This window comes from Methylotuvimicrobium sp. KM2, assembly GCF_038051925.1.
GTDB lineage: Bacteria > Pseudomonadota > Gammaproteobacteria > Methylococcales > Methylomonadaceae > Methylotuvimicrobium.
On the sequence record NZ_CP150634.1, the window covers coordinates 2,685,752 to 2,699,773 of the forward strand.

The 14,022-nt window shown below is 52.6% G+C and carries 5 protein-coding genes and 1 riboswitch; of the genes, 1 reads left to right on the top strand and 4 read right to left on the bottom strand.

Annotated elements, in window-relative coordinates:
* Window positions 1-42: 42 nt before the first annotated feature.
* From WJM45_RS11375 to WJM45_RS11390, 4 genes are read right to left on the bottom strand one after another with little or no spacing between them, the layout of a single operon-like run.
* Complete coding sequence (locus tag WJM45_RS11375) at window positions 43-10,476, bottom strand: amino acid adenylation domain-containing protein (RefSeq protein WP_341325221.1); 10,434 nt, start codon at window positions 10,474-10,476, stop codon at window positions 43-45.
* Between the two features lie 10 nt (window positions 10,477-10,486).
* Window positions 10,487-11,644 (bottom strand): cupin-like domain-containing protein, encoded by a 1,158-nt coding sequence (locus WJM45_RS11380; protein ID WP_341325222.1) that lies wholly within the window; start codon window positions 11,642-11,644, stop codon window positions 10,487-10,489.
* Between the two features lie 8 nt (window positions 11,645-11,652).
* Window positions 11,653-12,561 (bottom strand): 4'-phosphopantetheinyl transferase superfamily protein, encoded by a 909-nt coding sequence (locus tag WJM45_RS11385; protein WP_341325223.1) that lies wholly within the window; start codon window positions 12,559-12,561, stop codon window positions 11,653-11,655.
* A gap of 2 nt (window positions 12,562-12,563) precedes the next feature.
* Window positions 12,564-12,806: an MbtH family NRPS accessory protein gene (locus tag WJM45_RS11390; RefSeq protein WP_341325224.1), complete on the bottom strand. Its 243-nt coding sequence runs from the start codon at window positions 12,804-12,806 to the stop codon at window positions 12,564-12,566.
* A gap of 171 nt (window positions 12,807-12,977) precedes the next feature.
* On the opposite strand from WJM45_RS11390, the gene WJM45_RS11395 reads away from it, so the two are divergent.
* Entirely contained in the window at window positions 12,978-13,202 is a 225-nt protein-coding gene (locus tag WJM45_RS11395; RefSeq protein ID WP_341325225.1) for a hypothetical protein, read from the top strand.
* A 665-nt stretch (window positions 13,203-13,867) separates the two neighbouring features.
* A riboswitch (cobalamin riboswitch) is annotated at window positions 13,868-13,998 on the top strand.
* Window positions 13,999-14,022: the final 24 nt, after the last annotated feature.

Sequence of the window (14,022 nt, forward strand, 5' to 3'; positions counted from 1 at the left end):
ATCCATAAAGTTGAACGCAGAGCGCGGAAACGATGAACCGGTTCAATCACTCGGCTGTTTTAGATCCATCGAAATACCTTCTTCGTCTTCAATCAATAAGGCCTCCGCTTCTTCTTCCGATAGGGTGTCCAGATGTTCGATCAGAAGCTCCTCGACCAGTAGCGCCAATGCCTCGATGGTGGAAGCATTGAAAAGTCGGCGTAGCGGCACCTCGACGCCAAAGGCTCTGCGTATCCGAGACAGCACTTGTACGGCTAGCAGTGAATGTCCGCCCAATTCGAAAAAGTTATCCGCCACGCCAACTCGTTCGATACCCAGCACTTCTTTCCATATATCGGCTAATGCCTCCTCCGCAGGATTGCGCGGCTCTATGTAAGCACGGTCGCTTTGCCCGGTCATGTCCGGCTCCGGTAATGCTTTGCGGTCGATCTTGCCATTAGCGCCAAGCGGCATGGCATCCAGCCGGACGAAAGCCTGCGGCATCATTGCGTCAGGTAATCTGGCGAACAAATGTTCGCGCAGTTTTGCAAATAGCCCAGTATCGGTGTTGATGTCTTGTTCGCCGCACACCACATAAGCCACTAACCGCTTGCCGCCCTTGTCGTCTTCCCGAACTACGACAAGGGCCTGTTCTACCTTCGGATAAGTCAGAAGTTGCGCTTCGATCTCGCCCGGTTCGATGCGAAAGCCGCGAATTTTGACCTGATGATCGATCCGTCCCAGAAATTCGATCGCGCCGTCCTCGCGATGACGACCGAGGTCGCCGGTGCGATACATGCGGCATCCGGTTTCATCGAAAGGATCCGGAATGAATTTTTCGGCGGTCAAATCCGGACGATCCAGATAGCCGCGCCCGACTTGAATACCGGCCACGCAGATTTCTCCGGGTACGCCGATGGGCACCGGTTCCAGCCATCTATTCAAAAGATATAGCCGTGTGTTATGAACCGGCCTGCCGACCGGAACGATGATCTCGGCATCGCTTGGTATCACCGGGACTTCGTAGTAAGACACATCGTCCGAACATTCGGCGGGGCCGTAAGCGTTGAGCACCTTGACATGAGGCATCCGCTCCATCCAGCGGCGGCATAATTCGGGCGGAAATGCCTCGCCGCAGGCAATCAGCCATCGCAACTTGGGAAGCCCGAGCGTATCCACGCAATCCAGCAAGGCTTGGATCATCGACGGCACGGCTTCCAAAACAGTCACACCGCTCTCGCCCAATCGCACCAGCAACCGGTAAGGCTCCTTGACGATTTCGTCCGGAATGATTTCGACCCGCGCCCCGCATACCAATGCGGTCAGGTGCTGCCAAACGGAAATGTCGAAACACTGCCCGGCCGTTTGCGCGATGACATCCCGTTCCGTCAAATCCAGGGCTGGGACTTTGGTGATCAGGTTATTGAACATGCCTTTATATTCAACCATCGCGCCTTTCGGCTTGCCCGTCGAACCGGAGGTGAAAATGACGAAGGCCAGATTGTCGGGGCCGTGGCGTTTCGGTGGATTTTCCGTGCTGTTTTCGTCCGCTTCCAATTCCTCCAAAACGAAGACATCGGGCCGAGACAGCAGTTGCAAACCCAGTGATCCGGGTGCTTGTTGAACCGCTCCCGCCGTCTCTCCCGCCCGGTCCGCCAAATCCGACGCGCGGTCAAAATTCGATGCACAGGTCAATACCCAGGCGGCTCCGCTTTCTTTCAGCACTTGGGCGATCCTGCCATCGGGGTGGCTCGGGTCGAGCGGCAGATAAGCCATGCCCGCTTTAAAGGCGCCCAGCATCATGACCAGGTAATCGATGCCACGCTCGCTAAACAGAGCGATCAGCGACTCGGGATCCGCTCCTTCTGACATAAGCGCATGGGCAACGCGGTTGGCGCGGTTATTGAGTTCGAAATAAGTAAGCTCTTGTCCTTGAAAAGCGACGGCGATAGCATCGGGTGCCAGCGCCGCTTGCTTTTCGAAAAGGGCCACCATATCGCGCGGCTCCGAATATAAATGTTGCGTTTGGTTCCATTGCGTGAAAATGAGTTTTGACTCCCGCTCGGTCAGCATCGGCAACTCGCCGAGGCGGGCCTCAGGATGCCGGATGATGCCTTCCAATAATATCTTGAAATGTTCGAGCAGGCGTTTGACAACATCCTCCTCGAAACGGGCCACGTCATAAGTGACCTGTAAATGGAAGCGGGACCCCGGCACGAGTACGGCATTGATCGGATAATTGGCATGGGTACGGTGTTTGTCATCAACGATATTCAAAACATCCGTCTCGCCCCGAAGCGTCGGATCGACGGGCGCATTTTCGAAGACGAACAGATGCTGGAACAACGCTTGCCCTTTTGCCAAATCACTCAACGCCTGAATGCGTACCAAGGGCATGTATTCATATTGGCGGAGTTCGAGATTGTGATAAAGCAAGTTCCGTAAAAACGCCAGCACCGTTTGTTCCGGTTGCACGACAACACGTAGCGGCAAGGTGTTGATGAACAGTCCCAAAGCCGTTTCCACACCGGGCAAATCCGTCGGACGACCCGCCACGGTCACGCCGAACAGCACTTCATTGTTCCCGGAATAGTGTGCCAGCATCAGCGCCCATGCCCCTTGCAGGAAACTGTTTGGGGTGAGCTGATAGCGTTGTGACAATGTATTAAGTCCCTGTGTGTCCGCTTCAGACAGCAATACCACCAAATCACGTACCTGGCTGGTTGCCTCAGCTTCGCCTGAAGTCGGTTTATCCACGATGAGCGGTGTAGGCTCAACGAATCCCTTTAGATAGTCACGCCAGAAATTTTCCGCCACTTTCCGATCCTGGCTTTCAAGCCAGGCAATATAATCTCGATAAGGGCTGACGGCTTCCCTAAACGGCATCGCCTCGCCTTTTACCAACGCCTCATAATTCGCCCTGAATTCCAACAATACCGGCGATTTACACCAGGCATCCATAAGAATGTGATGGTGGCTGCGGATAAAACGGTAGCGCTTGTCGGCAAACCGAACCAGATGTATCCGCATTAAATGGCCGGTAGTAAAATCGAAACCGGTTTTTACCTCGGCTCTGAGCAACTCGTCGAAGCGCCGCTCCTGGGCATGTAATGGCACTTCGCGCCAATCCTGATAGTTAAACGGCAACGCCACCTGCTTGTGAACAAATTGATGTGGTCTTGAATATTCCTCCCATAGAAACGAGGTGCGTAGAATCGGATGCCGATCCAATACGTCCTGCCATGCCGCCCTGAATGCGTCAACATCGACTGCGCCATCAACTTCATAGCGATCGAGCATATGATAGATACCTGATCCGGGATACATCAGCGCATAAAACAACATGCCTTCCTGCATCGGCCCCAATGGATAGATGTCCTCAATGTTTCTCAGCGAATAAGGCAGGCTGTCAAGATGCACTTGTGTCAGCTTTGCCAATGGAAAATCACTAGGGGTTAATCCCGCCGAATCAGAGTCGAGACAATGCTCAATAAGTCTCGATAGTGTATTGAGCACGGCACTACCCAACTGCTCTATGCTCGCAGCGCAATAACGCGCTTTACTATAGACCCAGGTCAACTGTAGACGACCTTGACGTATTGCAGCATTAAGCGCCAATTCATGTGCACGTTGATTAAGCGGGTCGCGGGTTATCCATGCCGGCATATCGCATTGCCGAAAATAGGCATGCGCATCGGTACCTAAATCCAGATGCCCCAGATAATTGAACAAAATCGGTATTTCAGAAGAAAGCTCTTGTTCAAGACCGCCACCCAGCCAGCGCCATACGGTATAGTCGAATCCGTGCGCGGCTTGTTGCCGGAACTGTTCCTTGAGGTCTTTGATAAGACTTGAGGACTCTTTTGTTGAGTCGTAATGAAAGAATACCGGATACGAGGTCGTAAACCGGCCTGCTGTGCGCGTGAAATCGAAATCGCGGAACAACTCGCTGTCACGGTTGTGTACTTCGACTTCGATAGGCAAATGTTGCAAGCCAACATGGCTGGCTAAGCCCTTAACAACGGCAATAAGCAGTAATTCCTGCACGCTGGTTCGATACGCCGCACCGGATTCCTGTACTAGCGACCGCGTCTGCGGTTCCGAGAGTTCAAGCGTATAAAATACAGCATCCGCCTCGGTATTTGAGCCCTCAGGATAGTCAACCGGCAATGTTGTTTGTGCATGTTCTGGCATGCCCATCGGCAGCTTATCCGTATCCGCAAGCGTTTGCGCATAGTCTGTTAAACGCTCGGCCCATTGCCGATAAGAAGTGGTTTTGCTCGGCAATGCTGACTTGCTGTTAGTAGCAATCTGGTTATAGATAAACACCAGATCATCGAGCAAAATGCGCCAACTGGCTATATCCATCGCTAAATGGTGGATGACCATTAATAAGCGTGTGCCGCGCTTCTGCCCGAGTGCAAACCAGATAACCTGGATCATCGGGCCATTGCTCATATCTATTTGCCGTTGCCAGTATGCCGTGCGCTCAATCAAAACGGTTTCGAGCGAATTATCAGTAATACCGGAAAGGTCTTCGAGGTGAAATACCGGCTGCTGCTCTTCTGCTACGTAATGCGCTTGCCAGACACCATCCTGACAGTTAAACCTCAGGCGCAATACATCATGATGAACAAGCAACTGTTCCACGGCGCACTGCATTATTTCGGACTCGAATGGATACAATACTTGCAGCAATAATGCCTGATTCCAGTGATGCGGATTGGTCAAAGCCCGGGATAAAAACTTTTGTTGCACGGGTGTCAGGTGGGTTGAACCGCTGACCACACATTGTTCGGCCTCGAACTTGGCTTCGCTTTCTACGACGGGCGCCAGTTCAGCAACCGTTTGATGCTGAAAAATCTGCCTGGGTGATAAATTCAGTCCAGCCTGACGCGCGCGGCTGGCCATCTGAATGCTCAGAATGGAATCGCCACCGAGAGAGAAAAAGTTGTCGTGAATGCCAACCCGGGCAACGCGTAACACATCGGCCCAGATAGCAGCTAGCGCAACTTCGGCGTCATTCCTTGGGGCAACGTATTGATGACTGACACTACTGCCTGGATCGGGCTTGGGTAAGGCCTTGCGATCCAGTTTTCCGTTTGCTGTCAGCGGCCATTTTGTAAGAAATACGAAAGCAGATGGGACCATATAATCCGGTAAGGCATTTCGGACATGAGCACGCAACGCTTCCTGGTCCGGCTCGACGCTAACCGGGACAATGTAGGCTACCAGCCGCTTGATGCCGGGGCTGTCCTCCCAAGTGCTGACGATGGCGCTGCTCACTTCAGATTGCGCGCATAAGTGCGCTTCAATTTCGCCGGGTTCGATGCGGAATCCGCGTATTTTCATCTGATGGTCGGCACGGCCGAGAAATTCGACAAGACCATCGCTTCTATACCGGGCCAAGTCACCTGTACGATACAACCTCACGCCATGCATGGACTTAGGCTTTAATATTGAGGAGTCTTCCCCAAGTTCCATGCCTGCAAACGGATCCGGAATAAAGCGTTCGGCTGTCAAATCCGGCCGGTTCAGATAACCTTGCGCCACTCCTTGCCCCCCGATATAGAGTTCTCCGGGAACGCCGACAGGTACAGGTTCCAGATTTTCATCGAGAATATAGGTTTGGCTGTTGGCAATGGGGCGACCGATTGGCACCTGTGCGTCCGAAGTATTTCCATGCGCTTTCATAACCACTGGATAGATCAGCGCACCGATGGTAGCTTCAGTAGGGCCGTAGTGATTGAATATCCTGCACTTGGGATGTATAGACGCAACATGCGTAACCAAGGAATTTTGAAGCACATCGCCGCCAAAGATCAGCGTTCGCCGCGGTACGATATTTTTACCTTCGGCTGAATCGAGCAAGGCTGCAAAATGAGATGGGACAATCTTCAACACATCGATTGGATTGCGATTGATGTAGCCGGCCAATAATCGCCCGTCCGTAGTCGTGTCGTGATCAAGAATATGCAGGCAACCGCCTGAAACCAGCGAGGCAAACAGCACGGTATTGCCGAGATCCGCCGCGGGCGTAGATATCAATGCATACTGAAGACCGGCTTCGGCCTGGATTTGTCCGGCGATGGCTTGTGTGTAATTGACGAGGCTACGATGAGATACGGCGACCCCTTTGGATTGCCCGGTCGATCCCGACGTGTAAATGACATAAGCACCATGATCCGGCATGTTCCTGGAACGTTTATTAACTATCGGCTCTATTGCCGGCTCCTGCGCCTCGTCCAAGTTGAGCCGGACGCTTACGGGCAATTTGGCGGTTTTGTATAAACCGCTTTGGCTCAATAAAACGTCAGCCCCGGCATCGCCAAGCATATGAGCGACTCGCTCTGCGGGAAAATCGGAATCGATAGGGACGTATGCCGCACCGGCTTTCAGTATGGCTAGAATCCCGATGATGAAATTCATGGAACGCTCGACGCATATACCTACCCTGGCGCCCGGCCCCACTCCAAGCCTAATCAGATGATGCTCCCAAACTTGGGCAGCTACGTTCAATTCTCCGTAAGTAAGGCGCTCTCCATTGCAGACGACAGCGTCGGCATTTGGTGTTCTCTCCGCTTGAGCCTCGAAAAGCTGGTGCATACAAGAATCTTCGGAAAATGGTTGATCGGATGCGTTCCAGTCATACAACAGTTTTTTCCGTTCTTTATCCCTTATCATCGGCAAACTGGCGATGCGGGCTTCGGGATTCGCCATCACTCCGTCCAAAAGATTGTGGAAATGAGCGGCGATACGATCGACCGTTTCTGCTGTAAACAAATCGCAACGGTATTGGAGAGACAGCAACAGGCCGTCTCCGCATTCGGCAGCCATCAGTTTCAAATCGAACCGTTCTATACGCTGACATAGAGTCAAGGACTGCATCGTCCGCTCATCCCAAAGCGACGGTGAGCCGTCTTCTCCTAAAGCGAGTTGCGCCATGTCCGTATCGAAACCGGCCTGAGCCTGCTGCAGCACAAACAACGTCTGATAAATCGGCCAGTGATCGGCGACACGTTCGGGTTGCAAGCGGTCCACCAACAAGGAAAAAGGGAAATCCTGATATTCCAGCGCGTTTAACAAAGCCTCATTGACTTCCGCCAAATAGGCCGAAAAGGCTTTGTTACCGGAAGGGCTGCTGCGTAAGGGCAGCGGGTTGACAAAATTACCAACAACCGGGGTAAAACGCGATTGACTGCGTCCGCTGGTGGGAACACCGACAATTAAATCTTTTTGATGGGTATAGCGATGCAACAATACTTTGTAGGCGGTGAGCAGTAAGGCAAACAAAGTCACGCCCTGCTGTCCCGCCAGTTTTTTGAGTCGTTCGGTTTCATCACGGTCCAACCGGAACGCTACCGAAGCGCCGCGATGATCTGAAACCGCCGGCCTTGGATGGTCGGTCGGCACAGAAAGCAACGGGAGTTCTCCGGTCAATTGCCGTTGCCAGTAAGTCCAGGCTTTATCACAGGCCGGGCTGTTCAGGTAATGCCTCTGCCAGGCGACAAAATCGGTATAGTCTGCTTTGACCTCATCGTTTCCACGCTCTGCGTGGGAACCATAGTTCACTCCTGCCCAAGCTTTGCTTGGGCAGGCAGTCTTGGAAGCTCTGCTTCCCGAATCGGCAAGCAGAGCTTGCGAGTCAGGTTTCCCAAACAGAGTTTGGGAAACAGCGGATTGCGGTTCCATGCCGGTGGACAATTCGGCATAGATCGTTTTCAGTTCGTTGATCAGAATGAGCACCGACCACAGATCGACGGCGATATGGTGAGCGCAGATTAAGAGGGTATGGGCCGTGTATGAATTACATCCATGTATTTCACCCTTCGGGACAGCCGTTGGCTGTTCAAATTCGCTCCAGACGAATTTGTCAGCGGATAAAGAATGACTATCGGTACCTGGATCATTTTGCAACCCCGGCTTTTCATGTGCATAACATGCGATACGGAATAGTGGCCCGGTCGCCAGATCGAAAGGTTCTCTAGCCCGCCGGGCCATATCGTCTTGAAGCTGAGATTCCGGCCATGCGGATGCGTCGACGGTTGTAAAGAAATCCGGTAATTCGGAAACGGGCAGCACCTGCTGAATGACTCGGTCATTGCCGCCGGCGCGGTATATCGTGCGCAGCACGGCATGACGCTCCGCCAGATAACGGAAAGCTTGCCGCAGCCGTTCCCGGTCGATCGCTCCGGCAATGCGCAATGCCAAATGCAGGTTGTAGATAATGCTGTTCGGTTCTAATTGCTGCATCGTCCACATGGAAAATTGCGTCGCAGACAGGTTTGAGTCGTAAAGAGCACTGTGCTCGAGACCGTCTGAAGAATGGGCGTGTACGACCTGTTCCAATGTAGCAACGGCAGTTTCAGACAGTTTTTCGGCTATGTTTTCCAGCGAATCATCGGATAGAAACAACGACAAAGGCGCATCGATGCCTAACAATTCATCTGTCTCGTGCTTAAGCTCGACTGCTTTGAGCGAGTCGAGCCCCAATGCGCGTAAGGATGAACCGGCGGACAGGGCCGATGCCTCGATTTTTAACAGCAGTGCGATTTTTTGCTTAAGAAAACTGGCTATCAATGGCGCACGCTGCGCTCGAGGAACGGCCAATAGCGCTTGTTGCAGGAGTTGATATTCCGGACTGTTCTCTTCCCATGCTTTTGGCCTGGCCTGTTCGCCAATCAGAGAGCATTCGACAGGGGATTGCTCTCCGGAACGAAACAAAACGGGCAATGAATTTTCCAAATACCTTTGTTTGCAAGGTTGGCGGCGAACTTTACCGCTGGATGTTTTGAGGACCGTACCGGGTTGCACCAGGACCCATTCGGCGGCTGCGAGTTCACAGACTTCGGCAAGAACTTTTCGCATTGCGGCGATAATCGACTCGTAGTCGCCCGAGCGCATTGCCGCGCGAGTCATTTCAGCGACGACGATCAGTTGCTCTTCGTCCTCATGGTTTATCGAAAACGCTACGCAACCGCCGGGGACAAGTGCCGGAATCTCCTCGGTCAGTGTTTGTTCGATGTCTTGCGGGTAGACATTCCGTCCGCGAATAATGATCAAATCCTTAATACGACCGGTTATGTATAAATGGCCGTTGTCGAGAAAACCCAAGTCGCCGGTACGGAGAAATGCTTGCTCGCCGTTTGTTTCTGTATGGGTGCGACTATCCGCCGTATCGGACAATCGCGCTCGAAACGTGTGTTCCGATTCCTCGGGCCGGTTACAATAGCCTTGGGCTATACTGGGGCCGGCCAACCAAATTTCACCGACATGCCCTTCCCGGCAAAGACGGCCTGTTTCGGGATCGACAATGCGAATTTCGTGATGACCGGTCGTTGCACCGCAAGAAACCGGGCGGCTTCCCGACTTGTCTTCGTCGTGCTGCGCCTCTCCTTCGGGAGGCAGATGCGCGCCTGACACGAACAGCGTGGCTTCGGCCAAACCATAGCAAGGGAAAAAACTTTCCCTGCGAAACCCCTTGTCGGCAAATTTTTCGGCAAAACGCTCCATGGTAGTGGCGCGCACCGGTTCGGAACCGTTGAAAGCCAGAGTCCATGTACTCAGATCCAACCCTTGCATTTGTTCCTCAGTCACTTTGCGAAGACAAAGATCGTAAGCGAAATTCGGGCCGCCCGAGGTGTTCGCCCGGTAGTTTGAAATGGCCTTGAGCCAGCGGACGGGCTTTTCCAGGAACGCCATCGGCGGCATTAAAATAGCGGTGCTTCCGAGATAAAGCGGCTGCAACAAATTTCCGATCAAGCCCATGTCATGATAAAGGGGCAGCCAGCCGACTACCGTGGTTCGTTCGGTATGTCCGAAACCTTGCTTGATGGCCTCCTGATTGGCTATCAGGTTGCCGTGACTGACCATCACCCCTTTGGGATCTCCGGTAGAACCTGAGGTGTATTGAAGGAAAGCCAGGCTGTTGGCGTTGAGTGCGGGCTTGACCCAATCTCCGACAGATTCGCCTTCGAGGTTATCCGTGGTGAACCATGCGGGTTCCGGTATCGCGGGAGCAACACCTTCGTCGCGACTTGCAGCTTTAGTCGCGACGAAGGCGTCGCTCCCACAGGCGAATTCATTGCGGAATTTCACTGCAAGATCCGTTGTGGTCATGATAATGGCCGGTGCGGCGTCGTTAAACACGGCCAAAAGCCGGGATCTCTGCCGACGCGCGGGCGGGCTGGCAGGAACTGCGATAACGCCGGCATATAAACAACCGAAAAAACCCACGATATAATCAAGCCCGGGCGGATACAGCAACAAGGCCCGTTCGCCGGTCATGCCCATGCTTTGAAGCTTGGCGGCAACAGCACGGGCGCGCCGATCCAGTTGCGCAAACGTCAACCGGCCGCTTTCGTTTTCACCGTCCTGCAGAAAGACATAGGCCGTCCGACCGGGCTGATCATTCGCCCTACGGCACGCCAACTCCACGAGGTTGGAAATAGGTGTTTGAATAATTGTAGTGAGTCCGGATTCATCGATGAAGCGCACAGTGACCTTCCTATGAGACGTAGTTCAGATATGACCGGTACCAGGGAAGCACGCGTCCGGCCGGTTGTCCGGTGCATTGCCCAAGGGCGATGACCGCATTGTAATAAACGTTCTTGAGGGGCATTCCCCGTTTCAATGCCAAAACTCCTTGAATGGCGCTGGCGCGCGTATGCCAATCCACATTGAAAGATATCGAGCAGTCGAGACTGCGGACGTGGTGCAGCATTCCCGGCGGCATGTACAGCATGTCTCCGGGCTCTACGATACATTCTTGAACTTGCGCGTCCCGGTAAAGGGGATGGCGTATATAATCGGGAGTTTCGGCATCCACCTCGCACCAGCGCCATTGGTAGCGGTAACAGGACGGCAGTTGATCGTGATGCAAGATAATGAAACGTTTGCGTCCTCTGACCTGAAAGAACAGGTTGTGAGTGAGCAGGCAATCAAAATGTAAGGGCGTCAGACTTTGACTCGGCCCAAGGAAGAATTGGGCGAATTTGGGCCAATCGGTCCGATACCACTTAGGAAAATAGCCGGACGGAAATCCGTCGAGATCCTTCGCCGCATCCGGCAATACCGACAATAGCGGCAGATCGTGTAAATAGGGCGGTCTGTCTTTGGCCGAAACTTCGTTCCGTTCCAGCCGGGTTTCGAAAAGAGCCACACTATCCAGATAATCGCTCAATCGTGATGTGATGGTCTTCAGTCCTCCGACGCCCTCTTCGTTCAAGCCTTGCTTGAGCATGACGGTACGGCTGCCGGCAACCTTGTGAAGATAATCGTCTGTCCAACAGGAGAGCGCCCGGCAATGCTTTAACGCCTTCGGAACCACCACGGGACGATTTTTCTCCACATAGTCGTGAAAGAAATTTATCGATGAAAGATTCTCTCTGCGTTCCACCGACGGATACCGGTTTTTTAACGACATCACTTTCGAAGGCTGTAACATCGGTAAACCTGCCCTGAGCATAGCCGAAGGGTCGGCGGTCGGTCGCATCGATTCCTGACCGGTTGCGACACTCTCGCCTCCCAGGGATGAGGAAAGTGCAGCAACCGGTCCGGAACCATTGCTGCCGCCATCCTTGGCGGTCGGTCGCATCGGTTCCCTACCGATTGCGACACTTCCACCATCCTTGACGGTCGGATTCAATTTTATCGAATTTTCCATGCGCCCTCCTAAAGTGGATTTATCTCTGATTGCGCCGTAGGCATCGCACCTACGGATCGCTGAATTATTGTTGCAGTCGGACCCGCCGGCATCGGCCAATCGATATAGCGATCGACTACGATGCGTAACGGCGGCGCGCCGTTCACGGTTAGCGCCGCAACGAAATCCGCAATCGGATCGATCGGACATAGCCACCAGAGGTCAGCTGGTTTATTCGAGAGCCGAACGGGACTCGGATTTTCGAGCCGCCCCAAAGGTACATCGAAGGCATTCAGGTCTAACGACAGACCTACACCGCACCCTTTGACTAAAGCTTCCTTACGAGTCCATCCGCGTAAGAAAGCTTCCGTTTTTTCATCTTCCGGAAATTCAGCCAGCTTCCCCTGCTCCCTTGCAGAAAACACGATCGGCGCCAATTGCCGCCAAGCTAGGCCCTTGCTTAGCGGCTCTATATCGATGCCTACTTGCGTACGGTTGGCGAACGCATAGACCGCTGAATCAGCCGCATGGGAAAGATTAAACTCCAGTCCGCTCCCGGCCGATGACTCGGCTAAATAAGGCTTTCCGTTGAGTCCGTAAGAGAAACAAACCTGTTCAGGAGCCATGCCGAGGTAATGTCCCAACAATTCCCGCAAGATCCCGCGTGCTATGATGTATCGGTTTCTGTCCCGCTCATGAACGAAGTTTTCCGCTCGTTTACGTTCATCCGTCGACAACGATCCATGAAAGACTTCATATTTATTTTGCGTCGAAACCTGTCCTGAGCCTTGCCGAAGGGCCAGCCTAGCCGACCAAACATGAACTTCGCCGAGCTTCGGGGACTTTTGAGTCTGCTCGTCAATCGACAAAGGACTGCAGAAGGTACAATCGTCTTGCCCGGTCTCGAGCCGTCCGACAGCCTGGATGCCCGTTGCCATTATCAGCTCGCCGCACCGATGTCGCTATGCACTACGTTTTCCGCCATTGCTTTACGCAAACTCAAAGGACGCATATCCGTCCAAACATCTTTAATGTAATCCAGGCATTCCTGTTTCGGTCCGGTTCTGCCGACAGTTTTCCAGCCTTTAGGCACTTCCTTGTACTCCGGCCAAATGGAGTATTGCTCCTCGTGATTAACAACCACATGGTAGATCGTCGTGTCTTCGTCTTCATCCCAAGCCATACTTCACCCACTTTACATTTGCATTTAAGACTGGCGCTAAATTGACTGCGCCAGGTCTCGTTGGACAAAATTTCCAAAAAGAGCAGCGGTGAGGTGCCGCCGCTTGGAAAAGATATATGAACCCTTCGAAAGAGTCGGGAGAGATGATAGGCAGTGAAGAGAGGAGATAAAATGCGACAAAATGCCGCACCATGGATTGTAGAAATTTGCAATGAAATAATTATGTTATATGACTCATTCTCCAATATTTTTTGCGGCATATGCCACGATTTTTCAAAATCCGCTGTATTTTTATTCAAAAAAATATTATTACAAACCGCAATCGTTGCCGTTAACAACTACCAGCGTGAATTCATCCTAACTTTCATGGCGGCCTTACAAAGCCCCAGCAAATGAAAGTGAATCCTTTGTGGGAACCTATAACATGGTTGCCGAGACAAGTTCGGCATGCATTGCCATGCTGGAGCGGTTAGAACCTAAAAAGAGCAGTTGAGAGCCTCAAACTACCGTTCGCCCTGAGCCCATCGAAGGGTGAACGGTAGTTTGAGGCTCCACCAAGACGGTGAACGTGTTGTAGACCCTTCATGCTTCGACTTGGCTCAGCACGAACGGTCTACAACACATGTCAACTGCTCTTTTTAGGTTAGAACGAAGAATTTTCGTGTTTTTCGTGACCAAAATGCATTTTTATTTCCTAATTAGCAAGTTTCTTCAGTTAAAGCCCAAAAACCAGCATATCCCTAGCAGGACGGGGTTTGCAACCCCGTCCTAAACGTTTCGACTTCGGCCGAAGTCAGCCGAATTGTTTAGGGCAAACCGAAACGTTGGGGACGGGTTAAATAACCCGTCCCACAGAAGTGGCTACGACTGGCCACTGCTCGGACAGTTGACTTCGGCAAGCTGAAGCATCTTGCTAATCAGGTTTTATTTTGCAGACATAGCGCACTGGGATTCGGGCTACGGCAATATTTGCTCAACAAATCTTTTGCCTTTAGAACTCGTCCGGTCCGGGTTAGCAGAATGACACATTCCATTTGCACGGTTTTGATGGGTAACCTATAATCCCCAGCTTGTTTTACGGTTCCCGCACTGCGCGGGTGAAACTGGAAGCCGGTTAAAGGCCGGCGCTGCCCCCGCAACGGTAGGTGATTTTTCACGAGCCCGGAGACAGGCCCTAAAACTTAGGCGATTGACAAGAATAAACATACCCAAATAA